Source organism: Rubritalea sp. (assembly GCF_051252225.1).
Taxonomy (GTDB): domain Bacteria; phylum Verrucomicrobiota; class Verrucomicrobiia; order Verrucomicrobiales; family Akkermansiaceae; genus Rubritalea.
In genome coordinates this window covers 1-17,316 of record NZ_JBPOGE010000026.1, presented here as the reverse complement: position 1 = coordinate 17,316, position 17,316 = coordinate 1, and the positions used below count along the sequence as shown (strand labels likewise).

Sequence of the window (17,316 nt, the reverse complement as noted above, 5' to 3'; positions counted from 1 at the left end):
TGTGAGAGTAGGTCGTCGCCAGGTTATATGCCCGCTTCTAGCTAACGCTGGAAGCGGGCTTTTTTTGTGCCCGGATAGTTCCCACAGCAAAGCTGTAGGAGGAGAAAGGAAAAAAGAGGGGAAGGAAAAAGTCTGGCTAGTGTGAGGCCAATGGAATGCGACGTGTCGAAGGTCGGAAAGTCTCAGGTCTTCAGAGCAAAGTCTGGTGACTTGCGGAGGTTAACGAAGGCTCCATAGGATAGCTGTAAAGACTGGTTTTTGTCTGATAGATGGCTATCAAGAGAGGCATGGAGCAAGACTTTCTGAAACCACTTTCTATAGATGGATATAAGTGTGCGTTTGTAGAACGTGTCGCAGGAGTTGAGGTTGATACGGATAGGGATGCCACGCTCGCCCGCCTAGAACCTTTTCATAAGCAGACGGTAGATAATTTAGGGTTTAAGCGGGAGGGATTTCAGCGTGCAGAGCAAGTACATGGAGCTGAGGTTGCGGTAGTTGGGGCTAAGACAGGTGAATTAGCTTTAGGTGTGGATGGTCTAATCACGAATGTTCGAGGTGTCGCCTTGGGTATTTATGTTGCTGATTGTGGAGTCATATATTTGTTAGATAGAAAGAAAGGTGCCATCGCTTTGCTTCATTCCGGAAAGAAGGGGACGGAGTTAGGAATACTAGAGGTTGCTCTCAAAAAGATGGCAGAGACATATGATACGGATCCGAGGGATGTCATTGGTGTATTAGCGCCATGTATTCGACCACCAGCTTACGATGTGGATTTCGCAGAACAAATTAGACAAGATGCTAAAAGATTAGGTGTCAGTGAATTTTTTGACTGCGGTATTTGCACTAGCTCAGATCTAGAGCGCTATTATTCTTACCGTGTAGAGAAGGGAGCGACTGGAAGAATGCTGGCTATCCTTGGGATTGAAGATTAAAACGAGGCCGAAGGATGGATATACATATTGAGATAGCGCGTGCGAAGGTGAACCTGAACTTAAAAATATTGGGTAGACGCGATGATGGTTTTCATGGAATTGAGACACGGATGGCACCGATCAGTCTTGCTGATAGGTTGCTTTTTACCGCTGCAGATGAATACCGTTTAGTTTGTGATGTGCCGGGTGTTCCACTCGATGAAACAAATTTGGTCACAAAGGCGGTACGTGTTTTCCAACGTGAGACGGGTAAGCTTTGTGCGTATCAAGTCGTGCTCGAAAAAAATGTACCACATGGAGCCGGGCTTGGTGGAGGAAGTGGTGATGCCGCTGCAGCACTACGCGCTTTGAATAGTTTAGAAAAAACAGACATTCCCGTTGAAGTGCTTGCAGACTGGTCTGCTGAAATAGGAAGTGATGTGCCGTTTTTTGTTTACGATAGCACCTGTGATTGTCGAGGCAGAGGTGAGCTTGTTGAACCAATCGATTGGCCATTTCAGTTAGATGCTTTATTACTAAAGCCTAGTTTTGGTGTGGATACTCCAAGTGCTTATAAAAGCTGGCTCGAATCCACTGAGATTGAAGGTATTGATTATGGTTCACAGAAGCTAGAGTGGGGTGAGATGATCAATGACCTGGAGCGCCCAGTGTTTCAAAAATACCGATTTCTAGCAGAAATGAAGATGTGGTTACTGGCTCAAGATGAGGTTGAAGCAGGCATGATGAGTGGTTCTGGATCTACAATGATCGCTATACTTAAAAGTCCAGAATTAGCCGAGCTGCTCGCGGCTCGGGCAAAAGAGCAACTTGATCCAACCCTATGGACTCATGTGGTCAAAATTGGCTAGATTTCGGTTGTTATTTTACAGCTTCTAACGAGCATAGAGAACGATTATGGCCTACACCGAAGAAAAAGCATTTGAACTAGTGAAGTCCGCTTATGAGCGTGAAAGATTAGGGCATGCCTTCTTGATTACAGGTGAGGCTTTAGCTGGTGGTGAACGTCTGGCATCTAAAATGATCGAGCTGATCAATGGTGCGGATGATCCGACTTCAGGCTTGGATTTATTTGGTGATGCTCCTCCTCCTGAACCACAAACGATTGATGAACTGGAAGGTGACCTAGTTCGTGTCGTGCGTCCTGAAATGAAGTCTCGTCGGATTTCTGTGAAGCAGATGCGTGAACTAGAGAAATCTATGTATCAATCTTGTGAGAAAGATAAGTGGAAAGTAGGAGTCGTGTTAGAAGCTGACCGAATGGGTGTGGAGGCTGAGAATGCTTTTCTGAAAACACTAGAAGAACCTCCTGATAGGTGCTTGCTTTTGTTAATTACTAGTAGCCCAGATCGCTTGCTACCTACCATTTTATCCCGCTGTGTTCAGCTTCCTCTTATTACTAATGCTAAACGTGCGGAATATGACGGTGAAGCTGAATTGTTAGAGGTGCTTGGTAAAGTTGGCAAAGCAGGATTTGGTTCAGTCGGTCGAGCATTGACTCTGAAAGCGGCGTTTTCAAAGGTGCTAGACCGTCGCAAGTCTGAAATTGCTAAAGCGAATGATGCTGCGCAGAAGGAGGAAATAGCTACTTATAAGCAGACGACTGAAGGGGACTGGCTGAAAAATCGTGAAAATTATTACAAGGCGCTTACTGAGAGTGAATACTTGCTAGAGCGCGGCCAGTTTTTGGATGTTCTAATTACTTGGTTGGGGGATGTAGTGCGTCAGAAATGTGATGTCACCGAATTAGATTATGCAAAGTATGCTACGATAACTCAAGCTGTTGCTGGTACTGAGAGTCTAGAATCTCTTTTACAGAGGATGGAAGCTCTAGAAAATCTTGGAACTTTATTAGAAACGAATGTGAGTGAGCCTCTAGCTCTTGAGGTTGGGTTCATGAAAGCCTTTGGCTAAAGTGAGATGAATTTACTTAGTGGAGATTTCGCTCTTATTAGTACCGCTAATGGAGAGCTGTTAGTTGGAGAAGGCCCTTTTACAGAGCATGCTCATTGTCCGAGGGATGGTGTAGCATTCTATAAAAATAATTTCACTCTATCGGCGGCTAAACCTTGGAAGGTCCCAGCGATGGTTCATCGCATAAAGCCAAGTGTTTTCCATGGCTTCGAGAGACCTGAAATGAAGTGGACAGCTCCAACAGCAGAAGGTTTCGCGAGGGTTTTTAGTGAGATAGGTGAAACTATTAGAAGCGGTACTTTAGAAAAATCTGTCCCCGTCACCACAGAACGCGGGGAGATTACAGCTGGTTCAGTACGTGGGATTCTAGCCCAGCTCTCCAATCAAAGTGACCCATTTTATTCTTATGCTTGGGTCGAGGGCGAGAGTGGTTTTTGTGGGCAAACACCAGAGTTGTTATTTCAACTACGAAAAGGTCGATTCAAGACTATGGCATTGGCTGGCACAGCTAGAGCAAGTGAGAGAAGTGTTTTTGCTTTCGACGAAAAAGAAATTCGAGAGCATGAATATGTTGCTCAGACACTTGTAGAAAACCTATCTGATCTCGGTATGGTGAAGCGTAGTGACCGAAGCATCATGGATCTTGGAGACCTTGTTCATTTCCATACACCTCTCGAGATTTTTATGTATGGGGATCAGAGTATTGATTTTCTACTTCAAAAAATGCATCCGACACCAGCACTTGGCCCTCATCCGAGAACGCAGGAAACTTTAGAAATGCTCTACCGATGGCGAAACGAGTTAGAAGCTCCGGAGTGTTTCGGGGCGCCTTTTGGTGTGTATGATGACGGGGTTTTCCATGCAGTTGTCACGATTAGAGGTGTCTTTTGGGACGGCCAAGAAGTTCTCGTTCCTTCTGGCTGTGGTGTGATTGAAGAATCGCGACTTACGAGCGAGTGGAGAGAGTTAGAGCTGAAACGAAATGCGGTGAAAGCTCGTTTTGGAATTTAGCCAAAGAGATCCATCTGAGGTGCTTCAGAGTTAGGCATAGTGGCTCTGGTGTTTTTTGCTCGAGGCTTTTTCTTTGCGTCTGGTTTTGAGGAGTTCATCTCAAGGTGAGACAAAATTTCCTTAGCTCGATTGACTATGGTATCTGGTAGACCCGCTAGTTTGGCAACTTGGATGCCGTAGGATTTATCTGCAGAGCCGGGGAGAATCTTGCGAAGGAAAATGATTTCATCGTTCCATTCGCGTACTGCTACATTGTAGTTTTCAACAGCTTTACGTGTATTAGCTAGGTCTGTTAGCTCATGGTAGTGCGTAGCAAAAAGTGTGCGAGATTCTAATTCATCATGAAGGTGCTCAGCTACAGACCAGGCAATGGAGAGCCCGTCGAATGTCGCGGTGCCACGACCAATTTCATCAAGTATCACAAGAGACTTCTCAGAGGCATTATTGATTATGAGTGAGGTTTCATTCATTTCCACCATGAAGGTGGATTGACCTCTAGCAATGTCGTCCGAAGCCCCGACTCGACAAAAAATACGATCGACTAAACCTATATGCGCTGACTCAGCGGGAACGTAGGCTCCAATTTGTGCCATAAGAGTGATGAGGGCAACTTGGCGGATGTAGGTCGACTTACCCGCCATGTTAGGACCTGTTAGTATGAGTAGACGTGAATCGTCCTCATTCATGAGAGTGTCGTTAGGTACAAACTTTTCATCGACGAGGGTCTGCTCAAGGACGGGATGGCGGCCTTCAACGATGCTCAGGATGCGTGAATCATCGAGAAGTGGGCGCGTGTGCTGATGGAGCTGCGCGGTTTCAGCGAGACCCAGAAGCACGTCGAGTGTGGCTAGAGCATCAGCTGTTTGTTGAAGTTCATTTAGGTGAGACGCTACTTGGGAACGAAGCTTGGTGAACTCATCCGCTTCTAGTTGCCTAGAGCGTTCGTCGGCACCGAGAACTTTACTCTCAACAACCTTGAGCTCTGGAGTAATGAAACGCTCGGCGTTGGCCATGGTTTGCTTGCGCTGGTAGTCTTCTGGTACAAGCTCAGCCTTCGCTTTGGTGACCTCAATGAAGTAGCCGAAGACGTTATTGAATTTAATCTTTAGAGTATCGATGCCTGAGCGTTTGCGTTCAGACTCCTGGAGTTTGGCTATCCATTGTTTTCCGTCGCGCGAGGCTGAGCGGATTTCATCGAGGGCTTCGTTATATCCATCGCGAATGATTCCTCCGTCTGAGAGTTTTGCTGGAGGTTCGTCGACTAGAGCAGTTTCTAACAATTCGACTAGATCCTCAAATGTTTGAATGTCTTGGAGGAGTTGAGCTGCGAGAGGCGTACTGGAGGCAACAGCTGCTAGGTCTTCTTTTAGGGTCGGAATTTGAGCCAGAGAGAGGCTAAGAGATTGGAGGTCGCGTGGATTACCTGACCCTTGAGAGAGCCGCCCAGTAGTTCGCTCGATATCTTTGATTTTCTTCAGTGAATCTCTGCACTGATTGAGCAGGTATGGTTGCTGGAGAAAGGAGGCGATTAAATCTTGGCGCGCAAGAAGTGGCTCCATTTCTCGCAGTGGATGGAGAATCCAGTCACGTAGTTTACGAGCTCCCATGGGAGTGGCTGTTCGGTCCAGGGCATGGAGGAGTGTGTGCTTTTTACCGGAACGAGATTCTACGAGATCCAAGTTACCTTGTGAGGCTGAGTCAATAAGCACGTAATCTGCATTGTCTCGTACCGAAAGTTTGAGGAGGTGATCACACGAGCGTCTAAGCTGGTGAATGAGGTAGTGAAGAATAGCTCCAGCCGCAGAAGTCGCTGCAGTCATGTCTGCACAACCAAAACCATCGAAGGACTGAACCTTGAATTGTTCCTTGAGCATGTGCTGCGCTTGTTCAGGGATAAATGCGTAACCATCGTATGGCATGCAGTGAGAAATACTTCCAAGCTGGTTGAGCTGGTCATCAGGTATAATTATTTCCGATGGTGAGAGGCGTTTAATCTCGTCCTCTAGCTGCATTTTGTCTGGGAACTCAGTGACTGTAAATTCACCGGTGGTGTGGTCTGCACAGGCGAGTCCAAACTTTTTATCGGCGAAGCAGACAGCTGCTAAATAGTTGTGCTTTGTGTCGTCTAATAGGTTGATGTCATCAACTGTTCCCGCGGAAATTATCTGAGAAATTTCACGTTCTACGAGTTTTCCAGGGATGGGAGTGGAAGTTTGTTCACCAATGGCAACCCGGATTCCCGCTTTGACTAGCTTTGCAATGTAGCCCTGGGCTGCATGATGCGGGACTCCACACATGGGGACGTCATGACGTTTTGTTAGAGCTACATTGAGAGTGGCTGCTGCGCGCTGGGCATCCTCAAAAAACATTTCGTAAAAATCACCGAGTCGGAAGAAAAGTACGACGTCCTCTGGGAGTGACCTACGCATAGCAATATATTGCGCCATCATAGGTGTGAGTTTCTTTTCTTTGCCAGCTGCCATGTGAGAGGGAGTCTGGCTAGGTGCATGCTGGGTTTCAACAGAGAAGTCGATAAATTCACACCTCCAAATTTAGATGCCTTGACAGGAGAGAATTTCTTCAGATGGTAGCATCATGACTGTTCATAAAATGATCACTGTTGTCGCATTGGCTGCATTTACTGCCACTGGCTCTGTGAGTGCTGAAGATACTGAAATGGAAAAATCAATGAGTGTTGCGAGTAAGGCGCTCAAGTCCCTACGTACTATTCCAAAGGACGATTATACAGCAGCAGCTGAGGCTGTAAGAACTGCACACGAAGCAATTCTTAAATCAATGAGTTACACTGCTACCATGGTGGCTGAGATGCCAGATGGTGTTGAGAAAGAAAAAGCGCTTGCTGATTCCCGCCGTATTTTAGGACTGAACTACTCGGCTCTTTGTGCGCTTGAGTTAGCCTACCTCGAAGGTGACGCTAAAAAAATAGAAGAAGCTTATGACCAAGTTAAAGAGACTAAAAAAGAAGGTCACAAAAAGTATACGGATGACTAATTGTTTAGTAACTTAACATCCATGAAGAAGTGGATGATAGGTATAGCTCTGGCCATCATTGTACTGTTGTTTGCAGTTTCGATGTTGGCCAAATTTTTTCTAACCAAAGATTTTCTAGTCAAAGAGATTGAGGCGTCGATTAATAGCCGGGTTCAGATTGGTTCTGTGGATGTCTCTTTGCTTTCGTTTCCAGCGAAGGTGAAACTCAATGATGTGATTATTACTCAACGCGATGAAGTTGTAGAAATAGGAACGCCTGGTAGTGATCGGTTAGAATTGTCTGAGGGTGATATAGCGTTGAGTGCGTTAAGTTTTGAGCTATCTCTCTGGGAGTTACTCTCCCGCAAAATACATGTTGAACACTTCGATCTTGATGGCTTGCATATCAAGGCGACTCTTTTTGAGGATGGTTCGAACTCGTTAGATCCATTATTTGCCAGTCCAGAATCTACTGATGAAGAGCAGCCAGATCCAAAACCTGAGGAGGATAAGAAAGATGTAATAGCTGGGGAGAAAGGCTTCAATGCTAAGAAACAAGAGCAATTCGTCACTTATCTTGAATCGGTAGATATTCGGAATGTGAGTTTCGATTTAGAGATCGAGAAAACGGGATTGTTTATACAAGGGTCAGATTGTGGAGTTTTGTTAGAAAATATTAGAGTGGATCCACAAGCGTTAGAAAAAGTGAATGAAGCTAGTGTTCAGTTTACGTCTAAAGTTGAGGTCTACGAGTCACCTCTAAAAAAACTTAAGTATGGCGAGATCGGTCTATCCGGCCCAGCTGTAGCTAGGCTCTTTGATCCGACTACTGGAAATATTGACCCAATTATTAATTTGGACCTTAATATTTCAGAGAACTCACATATCAGCACGCAGGTTCCGTATCTACAGAAAGTGTGGGCGTATGGGGCGAAGCTTTCTAAATTTGGCGTGTCAATAGGCACTCTTCCGGATAGGGCAACTTTTGGGAGAAGTCGTAAACTGGCTGGAGGCTATCAACGTGGGCGAGTTGATCTATCTGAGGATGTATCCATTCTCATCCACGATTGGGAGCTCGCGCTTAATCAGCCCTCATGGCTGGCGTCTGGAGACGAAACTCATGAGTTCTTTATCGATTTTAGCGCTAGCAAAAAAGCGAGTGATTCGCTGGTAAGGCATATTGATGGCTTGGTTAAAAAAGTGCCTAAAGAGGTTCGAGGGAATCTCTCAGAGGAGATTAAGTCGGGATGGTTGCAAAACGGTAAACTGACAGTCAGCCTTCGCACTAGTGGTAGCCTGTCTTTTCCAAAAATAGAGATGCTCACTGAAATTCCAGCGATTGATCAGTTGATCAAAGATTATGCGCAGAAAAGTGCACTAGATTACTTGTTTAAGAAACTTCGCAAGTAATTTAGCCAGCTCTAAGCGCCATCTAATAGAGCCGTAGCATAAGCGTGGACATCGGGGTATGGTAGATGTGAGAGCATGCCGAATTCATTCTTCTTATGGAGAAAGTAATGACGGATATAGGGAGAAGGGATGCCACAGAGGAAGCGTGTGAGTTGTTGCTTACTATGTAATCGCTGCTTGGGCTTTGAAAGCAGCGATTGGATCCGCTCTAGTTCTTCATCTGTGATAGATTCCTTGTTAGAAACTGGTAGGCTTCTCATGCGTTTTCCTTTGAGACACGAGGAGCAATTTCCGCAGGGAGTAGAGAGTTTCTCTCCAAACCAAGCTGCCAGCTGAGATGGGATGCAGGCTCTGCTCGTCGCGATTTTTTCAACAGCACGCACTTTGCTGATACCATTTTCAAATTGAGAAGAGAGGTCGTCTAGAAGTTCATTTAACACAGCCTCATCGATCGGTTTTGCTACTTTATAGTTCCAAAGCCAACCGCTGGGTTTGTAAACGATGTCATCAGAATCTCGTAGATCATGAAGAGTCTCCCAGAGCTTCTTTTCTTTTATGCCAAACTCAGTCTCAACTTCGAAGGTGTCGTAGCGGTCGCCTAAGGAGAATATGCATTCTAGAGCGCTACGCATTTTGGCTGGATAGCTTGTGAGGTCGACGCGTTTACCAGTCACTGGCCATGCTCGGATATGCCGCCATTGTGAACCAGTAAACTTGAGGTGCCCACTGACTGCTAACTTTGCCATGAGAACATCGAGGGTGCTCACTAAAAAATCGTATTGAATCCGGGATTGATAGGGAGATATCTGAGCTCGACTCCCTTGAGCTGAAAGTGACTTTAGAAAACGCTCAAGAGCTATAGGTTTTACTTCTTTGGCGTAGATGAAGTTCTCAAGAGAGATGAGATCGTCACCGCATGCTAAGAGCTGACAGATACTTTTTAGCCCATCACGCCCAGCTCTTCCGCTTTCTTGCATCCAGCCCTCCGGCGATTTTGGAAGGTGGTAATGAATAACTGTGCGTATGTTAGGTTTATCAACTCCCATTCCGAAGGCAATTGTCGCCACGACTATGTCGATTTCATCATGAAGAAAAGCATCTTGGATGCGGACTCGCGCATTGTTGGTGAGGCCCGCATGGTAGGAGCGTACGTTGAATCCGTTAGTGGACAATAAGGCCGCGACGCGCTCACAATCCTCTTGGCGCATGGCGTAGACTATCGCTGGAAGTCGTCCTTCATTTTCTAGGCTATCGAGTAGAGCTTGGTCTCTATTGTCGGCATTTACAGGAGAGATTTTAAAATGTAGGTTTTCTCTGAAATGTGAGTTTTGGAACTGTTGTGCAGTTTTTATGCGAAAGAGTTTCCTTATGTCTGAAGCTGTTTTTTTTGTTGCGGTCGCGGTTAATGCGAGTACGGCGTGGGGTTCTAGCGACCTAACAATTTTAGGGAGAAATAGGTAAGACGGCCGGAAACTATGGCCCCATTCTGAAATACAGTGGGCTTCATCGATTGCAACCAAAGCAATATCCTGTGATTTAAGGGTTTTGAGTAGCTCTGGTAAAGCCAGCGACTCAGGTGAAGTATAGAAGAGATTGACGGCTCCTGACTCGATTCGCTTTAAGGTGTCGCGTTTTTGTTCGAAACTCTGTGTGGAGTCGTAGCGTGCAACAGCAATACCTTTTCGTTCAAGTTCTTGAGTCTGATCTTGTATCAGTGAAAGTAGCGGGGAGATGACAATACTCAACCCGTCTAACAATAGAGCAGGTAGTTGGTAAGTGAGTGATTTTCCTCCACCAGTCGGCAGGATAGCTAGAGTGGGCTGGCCGAGTAGAACGCTCTCAATGATTTCTCTTTGCAGCGCACGAAACTGAGTGTGCCCGAAGTGGGTCGAGAGTGCGCAATCTAGCGAGTCCTTCACGATGATTAAAAATTAAATCTATTAAGCGATGGGCTTAAAGTTTGAAGCTGTGGTGAGTATCGTAAGATTTATGGCAAAAAAGAACTTCGCTAACTTCATGGTGTCGCAAGAGTAGGTGAAGCGATGCGCTGATCAACTCAGGAATTAAGAAGTTCTTGCGCAAGGCTGCAACCACCTTTTTCGGAAGAGATCCATGGGAGCTTACTTATAGGAAGCTGACAACGGATGACCTTGCCGAGTCGAGGATGGGAAGGTTTTCTGACATAGCATGAAAAAATCATACTATGGATCTTACAGTGTATATCGTTAGTTGTTGGTGTTAGGTTGTGGAGAGGGCGCTGTGAAGTGAGCAAAGCGGTAGCCTGTGTGCTGGGATTTGACTTGGAAGTCTCTGTTAGTCGTAGATGTTAGGTGGTCATCAATATTTTACGTGCTCTGTGCGTTTCAGGCGTTTAGTGTTTCTTAATGAATGATAACCCAATTTCACGACGTCCGTTTTTAAAGACTGCTATCGGGGCTGGACTTGCCGTTTCAATGGCTAGGGGTCAGGAGGTCGAAAAGGTTGCGATACCTGATGGTAAAAAGTTAGGCTGGGCTTTGGTGGGTTTAAGTCGCCTTAGTGAGAAGAATATTGCTCCAGCTCTGCTAAAAACGAAGCATGCACGACTCACCGGATTTGTGACAGGGACTCCGGAGAAGGCAGAGGCTTGGCAGAGAAAATACGGAGTGCCAGATAGTGGAGTGTATAACTACGATGAGTTTGATAAGGTTCTCGATAACCCTGATATCGATGTGGTCTATATCGTTTTGCCTAACTCGATGCACCGCGAATTTACGCTAAGAGCTGCTAAGGCAGGAAAGCACGTTTTTGTTGAAAAGCCGATGGCGACCTCTCCAGAGGAATGCAGGGAAATGATTGCGGCTTGCGAAGAGGCTGGAGTGAAATTGGGCGTGGCCTATAGGTTACAGTTTGAGCCGCATCACATGGAAATGATTCGTTTCGCGAGGGAAAAAGTCTTTGGCGAGGTGAGGCACATAGATGCTGGGTTCTGTTTCCGTATGCCTGATGATACTGGCTGGAGGCTTAAGAAAGATTTAGGTGGTGGCGCGTTGTTAGATGTTGGAGTTTATTTGATTCAGGCGGCTCGTTATATTTTCGGCGAAGAGCCGGTAATGGTCAGTGCACTCGAAACAAAAACTGATCTAGACAAGTTTGCGGAAGTAGATGAAACGATCACATGGACGATGCAGTTTCCTTCTGGCAAGACCGCCAATATGATCGCGTCCTTTAACCTGAGGGGATATAACCGGATGACGGTGTTTGCAGATAATGGAAGATTCGGAATGGAGCCATGTTTCGGGACGAGAGGGCAAGCCGGCTGGACATCTAATCCGAAGATTCCCTTAGATTTCCCTAAGACGGACCACTTTGAGGTGCAGATGGATTTGTTCTCACAAGCTATACTTGATGAGAAAGAATGGGAGGTCGACGGGGTAGAGGGGCTACGCGACCACTTGGTGATGGAGGCCGTTTTCAAGTCAGCTGCGAGCGGCAAAGCTGAAGCAGTGGGAAAGGTATGAGGTGATCTCAGAGGTTGATCTACACAAAAAAACCGCACTCCGAATAACGAAGTGCGGCTTTAAAATTGTTGTGAGCTTCAGTTGCTAGGTTGTGGAGGAACCTCGTGCCATCACTACTTTACCTGTGCGGACGGTCTCGATGATTTCGAAGTCAGAGAACATCTTGATAGCAGCATCAAGCTTGGAGCTATCTCCTGAGATCATAGCGATCATGGATTCAGGCGTGAGATCAACGGTCTTGCCATTGAAATGGTCAATCACCTGAAGAGCTGCAGTGCGAGTCTCGGTGTCTCGGACGAGCATTTTCACAAGCATGAGCTCTTTGACTACTGAATCATCAGCACCGTGTTTGATACAGTGGATGACATCGATGAGCTTGGAGACCTGTTTGATGATTTGCTCAAGGCCATTGGAGTGGCCTGTGATACCAATTGTCATACGAGAGAATCGATCGTCACGGCCTTCGGAGACAACGAGTGAGTCGATATTGAAGCCGCGGCGCGCGAAAACCTGCGTAATACGCATAAGCACACCAGGGGTGTTATTCACGAACACAGAAAGTGTGTGACTGCTTTGGTCTGAGCTTGGTTCTGTAGGGGTGTCAGAAGTAACAATAGTTTTAGACATGTTCTAAAATAGTTAAGATTGAAAGTGATGGTGAGGCTTAGGTGGAGCCAGTTGGCTTGGCCATTTTGTGCTTCGGTGGCTCAGTGAGCATATCTTCTAGTGCTGCACCTGCTGGGATCATAGGGAAAACGTTGTCAGTCTTGACGCATTCCGCATTGATGAGGATCGGGCCGTCGTTGTACTCGAGAGCCTGTTGTACTATACGTTCAACATCGGCTGGTCGTTTGATGTTAACCGCCTTGATTCCGTAAGCTTGTGCGAGTTTCACGAAGTCTGGGTTACCTTCGAGATCAACGCCAGAGAGGCGGTCTTCAAAGAAGAGCTCCTGCCACTGGCGAACCATACCGAGGTAGTGGTTGTTGAGAACTACGATCTTGATCGGAAGCTTGTGGATCGCTGCAGTAGCGAGTTCGAAGAGGGTCATCTGGAAACCGCCATCACCACAGAAGGTGATCACTTGGCGATCAGGACAAGCGAATGCCGCTCCAATCGCTGCTGGGAAACCAAAGCCCATAGTGCCAGCTCCGCCAGAGCTGAGCCATGAGTGTGTCTTGGCATTGCGATAGAACTGAGCTGCCCACATCTGGTGTTGGCCAACGTCCGTGGTAACAATTGCTTCACCCTTGGTCTGCTTATCAAATTCATCGATCACCTGCTGCATGCGGAGACCGCCTTGCTTACGGTAAGCAAGTGGGTACTTTTTCTTATAGCCATCGAGGTGAGTATTCCACTCTTCGTGTTTAGTAGGCTCGATTTCTTTGAGTAGTTCAACGAGTGCAGCTTTCGCGTCGCCCACGATTTCAACATCTGGGCTGATCATCTTATTCATCTCAGCTGGATCGATGTCGATGTGGATGATCTTGGCGTCTGCGCAGAATTTATCTGGTTGGCCGATGATACGATCATCAAAACGCGATCCGATGTTGAGGAGGAGGTCACATTCTACAACTGCCTTGTTAGCATATGCCGTGCCGTGCATGCCCAGCATGCCGAGTGCGAGCGGATGACGCTCAGGAAGTGTTCCTTTACCTAAGAGAGTTGTTGTGAATGGACAGTCTAGTGTTTCAACGAGCTTGAGAAGCTCATCTTGAGCGCGCGCGATCATAGAGCCTTGACCTGCTAGGATAAGTGGGCGTTTGGCTTTCTTAATAAGCTTCGCAGCTTTTTTGATAGCTTCAGACGAGATGTCGAACGCGACTTCTGGGTTGTATCCTGGAAGGTCGAACTCTTCAGCTTTCTTATCCTTTAGCTTACCTGTGAATGGTGCTGAGCTAATGTCCTTTGGAATATCAATAAGAACAGCTCCAGGGCGACCTGTCGTGGCGATGTGATATGCTTCCCGTGCGATGCGTGGGAGTGCATTGGTCTCTTTTACCAAGTAGTTGTGTTTTACTACGGGAATAGTAATGCCGAAAATGTCAGCTTCTTGGAAAGCGTCTTTACCTAGCATCCATGTGACTTGCTGGCCACAAATGATAATCATAGGCACTGAGTCCATCTGAGCAGTCATCAGGCCTGTGATAGTATTTCCTGCGCCAGGACCTGAAGTTACGAGAACTACAGCAGGCTTGCCAGTAGCACGAGCATAGCCGTCAGCCATGTGGCATGCGCCTTGTTCATGACGTGCGAGAACGAATTGAATATCAGATTTGACGGTCTCTAGAGCATCAAAAATTGGAATAGCGGCACCGCCGGAATACCCGAAGATGTATTCAATCCCGAGGTCGTCGAGTGTTTTAATGAGAGCCTGAGCTCCGTCTAGTTGTTGCTTAGCCATAGTGAAAATGGTGTTGTTTCGTGGAAAGTGACACTTATTTTATAATAGTAAAATTAAAAATGAGTAAAAAACGCCTAAGTTTTGTGATTTATAGTTAAGTGGGTGGTGAAAGTTGATATTTATGGGGTATGTTGTGTTGTGTTGCGTTGTGGTTGACATGAAAACCATCTTGAATTTACGGAGTTAGTAAGGGAGCTCTAAGAAGGGTTGTGAAAATTGCGAAATTGAAGGGTTGCCAAGTCAAAGCCGATCCGTATAGTGGCGCCGAATTTCAAGAGCTGCTTGTTCTTGGTTTATCATTTTTCTGGGGGTGTAGCTCAGTGGTTAGAGCAGGGGACTCATAATCCCTTGGTCGTGGGTTCAAGTCCCACCGCCCCTACCTTTTTAATCTGTCGTCGTGCGTTAGAGGACTTTTTTGTAATGCGTTCAGTTGTGTTTGATCGAGTGAGTTTTCGCTAAAGCTAGCCACTGCTCTTTCCTTTTTCAATTGAGGCTATTTACCACCGTTATAACACTGATCACCTCTCGCAGTTAACACAAATTAGTTGCGTTAGTTGATTTTGCAACTATGTTGCGTTTTATGGCTGAGAGAGCATTAATTTTAGCACCTTATTTTTTCAGGGATTTAGCGGAGGGGATTCAACAGCAGATGTATTTCTGGGGGCAGGATGTTTTGCATCCAGAAGGTAACTTGCTAGTGGAGCAAGGGTTTGAGCGTGGTCAGTCAAAGGGTCTTAAGGGTACGAGCTGTTATCGATTGGAGTGGCAAGGCGGTCATATCGAGTTGTATGGCTCGTGTGCAGGTTGGTACGGTGGTGGGAGCGGTTTTGTATTTCTACGTCCACAACGACGCTGTGTGGTTTGGTCATCAAGCGTAGAGACTCCCGTACCGGGGAGTTGGCAGACTGAATTGATTCATAAGCCTACTAATAGAGAGGAGCTCTACACTGCGTCACAGCCCTTATTAGATTGGCTTATATCTCACGAAGAGGCTGTGAATAAGCGTTTTGGTGATGGGTATAGAATGGAGAACTATAGGAGTTATCAAAAGGTGCCGAAAGCAAAGGCCTGGATCGAACCTGATGCAGCACTGTCTTGGTTTCGGTGCTTTCGCGAAAATCCTAGTCAGTTGAAAAGACCTAAATTTTTTACTAATGAATACTGTGTATAGTGTATCGAAATCTGGTGGTGACTCTATGCCGGCGGTAGTTGCGACGCGTCCGATGCTTATGCTTACTGGTTTTCTAGGAGCAGGAAAGACGACCTTACTTAGAATGGTTCTGGATGATCTAGCGAGTCGGGGGTACTTGGCTGATGTTATTTTGAATGACAGAGAGAATGCGGGGATTGATAAGGAGGCTTTGAACGATCACGCAGCATCTGTGTCAGCTTTAACTGGTTCTTGTGTTTGCTGTGAGGGGATGGATGAGCTTTATGATATGGTGCTAAAGGCGTCTGAAAGCGAACATAAGCTCTTGCTTGTTGAGTTAAACGGAACGGCTGATCCGCTACCTTTGTTAGAGAGTTTCACGCTGTTGGAATCGAAATTCCTGCTTCACCCGCGCTGGCAGGTTTGTGTGATTGATGCTCGTTATTTTGGACATCGTAAGCGTTTCCGTGAATTAGAGAAACTTCAGTTAGAGACAGCAACCCATTATTACTTGTCACATACAGCATGTCTGAATGCTCAAAACGAGGCTGACCTAGAGAGATGGGTGAATAGAGTGAATCCGCATGCTACTCGAGCGAGTGGCTTCCTGCTGGCGCATTCATTGAGTGAGGCTATTCGTCAAAGTCGCCAATATATTCTAGCTGGAAGGGCTGTTGCACAACGTGTAGGTAAGGGGGAGTTTAGCGTTGAGAAGGCGATATCTCCAGATTTACATGATCGACATCATCTGGCGCATGAATTTACAGGGTGCTCTATTATTATTACTGAAGCTGTCGAACATGAGCGAGTCATGGCGTGGATGGCTTTGCTTCCAGAATCAGTGATTCGAGTCAAAGCCTTGGTTATAATAATGGGTGACCCTGATGTGCGTTATTTATACGAGAGAGTCGGAATGGTGGTGTCGCCCAAGCCGTATCTTGTTCGTTCAGTTTCTAGAGTTCCTTGTTCGGGTCTATTTATTGGTCCTGATCTACAACCTGATGTTCTTCTGCAGATCACGCACGAACACCTTCATCCAGATTGTCACTTTCCTAAAAAATGAATCAACCAATAGACTATTCTTCTAAGTTTGAGCTGGCTGACGCTGATCGCGTTGGAGTCGCGGCCTCTATCCTTTGTGCCATCCATTGTGGGCTAGCCCCAGTGCTGCTAATAATGATGCCTACTTTTGGTCGGATATGGGCACACCCCGCATCGCATGCTATTGTCGCGCTATTTATCGTTCCTCTAGCAGCCTTCTCCATTTACAAAGGCTATCGAACACATCGTAAACGATGGGTTATGTCAGTGGCCTCAATAGGGGTTCTATTTGTAGTAGGTGGCGCGATGTTGCCGGCTTTTAGTGCCGGTGGACCTCATGGGGAAGCTTCTATGATTTCTGCGCCGGATGTGAATTTAGGTGTTAGCGCATGTAGCGATGTTGATTGTGAGAGTTGTGCTACAGAGATAATGTTAGCAGATGAAGAGGAATCAACCGAGTGTATAGATGAATGTTGTCCGAGTATTCAGATGAGTGAGGATGGGGCAATGTCTCTAAATATTCCGACCGCGGCTGTCATCACGACTCTTGGAGGCTTTTTTCTAATAGCTGCACACATAGGTAATCTGTGTAGTTGTCGCCATGCTTGTAGAACCCGTGTTTGCTGTGAATGCACATAGAGTTTTTGGGCGGATCGATGTATAGGCTCTATTTAAATGGCTGAGTGACTAGCTGCTCCGGTAATAAGAAGTGCATTATTGGCAAGTCAGCGTGTAAAATCACAAAAATTGAGCGATTCTGGCTATAAATGGCGGTATTCTGACCTTAAATCGGCTCTATCGGCATTGAATTCTAGGTGAGTTTCACCAGAAACGCTACAGTTTGATGCGGTGAGTAGAAAAGATTTTACGGGCTATTTATTGTGTTTTCAGTGCCTTGCGAGAAGTGGTGAAAAGAAAGTGACAGAAAAGTGTCGAAAGGACTTGCGTGGAGCTCTGGAATATGTA

General features: G+C 46.2%; 15 protein-coding genes and 1 tRNA gene. 12 read left to right on the top strand and 4 right to left on the bottom strand.

Going from position 1 to position 17,316, the window contains the following annotated elements; all coding sequences use genetic code 11:
- The first annotated feature begins 269 nt into the window (after window positions 1-269).
- From ACSHX2_RS14805 to ACSHX2_RS14790, 4 genes are read left to right on the top strand one after another with little or no spacing between them, the layout of a single operon-like run.
- Window positions 270-932 (top strand): polyphenol oxidase family protein, encoded by a 663-nt coding sequence (locus ACSHX2_RS14805; RefSeq protein ID WP_435693732.1) that lies wholly within the window; start codon window positions 270-272, stop codon window positions 930-932.
- A gap of 14 nt (window positions 933-946) precedes the next feature.
- Complete coding sequence (ispE, locus tag ACSHX2_RS14800) at window positions 947-1,780, top strand: 4-(cytidine 5'-diphospho)-2-C-methyl-D-erythritol kinase (RefSeq protein ID WP_435693731.1); 834 nt, start codon at window positions 947-949, stop codon at window positions 1,778-1,780.
- A gap of 46 nt (window positions 1,781-1,826) precedes the next feature.
- On the top strand, window positions 1,827-2,843 hold the full coding sequence (locus ACSHX2_RS14795; protein WP_435693730.1) for a hypothetical protein: 1,017 nt from the start codon (window positions 1,827-1,829) through the stop codon (window positions 2,841-2,843).
- Between the two features lie 6 nt (window positions 2,844-2,849).
- The gene (locus tag ACSHX2_RS14790) at window positions 2,850-3,854 is read left to right on the top strand and encodes a chorismate-binding protein (protein WP_435693729.1); all 1,005 of its coding nucleotides are present in this window, start codon (window positions 2,850-2,852) and stop codon (window positions 3,852-3,854) included.
- On the opposite strand, the gene mutS is transcribed toward ACSHX2_RS14790, so the two are convergent.
- A complete protein-coding gene (mutS, locus tag ACSHX2_RS14785) occupies window positions 3,851-6,337 on the bottom strand; it encodes a DNA mismatch repair protein MutS (protein ID WP_435693728.1) in 2,487 nt (828 codons plus the stop codon). The genes ACSHX2_RS14790 and mutS overlap by 4 nt on opposite strands.
- A gap of 112 nt (window positions 6,338-6,449) precedes the next feature.
- Here mutS and ACSHX2_RS14780 point away from each other — a divergent pair, with 112 nt between their 5' ends.
- Both ACSHX2_RS14780 and ACSHX2_RS14775 read left to right on the top strand, forming a co-directional pair.
- Complete coding sequence (locus ACSHX2_RS14780; protein WP_435693727.1) at window positions 6,450-6,866, top strand: hypothetical protein; 417 nt, start codon at window positions 6,450-6,452, stop codon at window positions 6,864-6,866.
- A gap of 21 nt (window positions 6,867-6,887) precedes the next feature.
- Window positions 6,888-8,255, top strand: coding sequence for a hypothetical protein (locus tag ACSHX2_RS14775; RefSeq protein ID WP_435693726.1), 1,368 nt, complete (start codon window positions 6,888-6,890; stop codon window positions 8,253-8,255).
- Between the two features lie 11 nt (window positions 8,256-8,266).
- Here ACSHX2_RS14775 and ACSHX2_RS14770 read toward each other — a convergent pair whose 3' ends face one another.
- The gene (locus ACSHX2_RS14770; RefSeq protein WP_435693725.1) at window positions 8,267-10,174 is read right to left on the bottom strand and encodes a RecQ family ATP-dependent DNA helicase; all 1,908 of its coding nucleotides are present in this window, start codon (window positions 10,172-10,174) and stop codon (window positions 8,267-8,269) included.
- 465 nt (window positions 10,175-10,639) lie between these two features.
- Between ACSHX2_RS14770 and ACSHX2_RS14765 the strand changes: the two genes are divergently transcribed.
- Window positions 10,640-11,755, top strand: coding sequence for a Gfo/Idh/MocA family protein (locus ACSHX2_RS14765; RefSeq protein ID WP_435693724.1), 1,116 nt, complete (start codon window positions 10,640-10,642; stop codon window positions 11,753-11,755).
- Between the two features lie 84 nt (window positions 11,756-11,839).
- Here ACSHX2_RS14765 and ilvN read toward each other — a convergent pair whose 3' ends face one another.
- Both ilvN and ilvB read right to left on the bottom strand, forming a co-directional pair.
- Window positions 11,840-12,382 carry an acetolactate synthase small subunit gene (ilvN, locus tag ACSHX2_RS14760; protein ID WP_435693723.1) on the bottom strand — a complete coding sequence of 181 codons (543 nt, stop codon included), beginning with the start codon at window positions 12,380-12,382 and terminating at the stop codon, window positions 11,840-11,842.
- Between the two features lie 37 nt (window positions 12,383-12,419).
- Window positions 12,420-14,159, bottom strand: a complete 1,740-nt coding sequence (gene ilvB / locus ACSHX2_RS14755) for a biosynthetic-type acetolactate synthase large subunit (RefSeq protein WP_435693722.1) — start codon at window positions 14,157-14,159, stop codon at window positions 12,420-12,422.
- 306 nt (window positions 14,160-14,465) lie between these two features.
- Here ilvB and ACSHX2_RS14750 point away from each other — a divergent pair.
- From ACSHX2_RS14750 to ACSHX2_RS14730, 5 genes are all read left to right on the top strand, one after another.
- Window positions 14,466-14,538 (top strand) — tRNA-Ile (locus ACSHX2_RS14750).
- A gap of 201 nt (window positions 14,539-14,739) precedes the next feature.
- Entirely contained in the window at window positions 14,740-15,330 is a 591-nt protein-coding gene (locus tag ACSHX2_RS14745) for a hypothetical protein (RefSeq protein ID WP_435693721.1), read from the top strand.
- Window positions 15,314-16,372 (top strand): GTP-binding protein, encoded by a 1,059-nt coding sequence (locus ACSHX2_RS14740; RefSeq protein ID WP_435693720.1) that lies wholly within the window; start codon window positions 15,314-15,316, stop codon window positions 16,370-16,372. The genes ACSHX2_RS14745 and ACSHX2_RS14740 overlap by 17 nt, the downstream gene beginning before the upstream one ends.
- The gene (locus ACSHX2_RS14735; protein ID WP_435693719.1) at window positions 16,369-16,989 is read left to right on the top strand and encodes a MerC domain-containing protein; all 621 of its coding nucleotides are present in this window, start codon (window positions 16,369-16,371) and stop codon (window positions 16,987-16,989) included. The genes ACSHX2_RS14740 and ACSHX2_RS14735 overlap by 4 nt, the downstream gene beginning before the upstream one ends.
- A 78-nt stretch (window positions 16,990-17,067) precedes the next feature.
- The gene (locus ACSHX2_RS14730) at window positions 17,068-17,169 is read left to right on the top strand and encodes a DUF1731 domain-containing protein (RefSeq protein WP_435693718.1); all 102 of its coding nucleotides are present in this window, start codon (window positions 17,068-17,070) and stop codon (window positions 17,167-17,169) included.
- Window positions 17,170-17,316 lie beyond the last annotated feature (147 nt).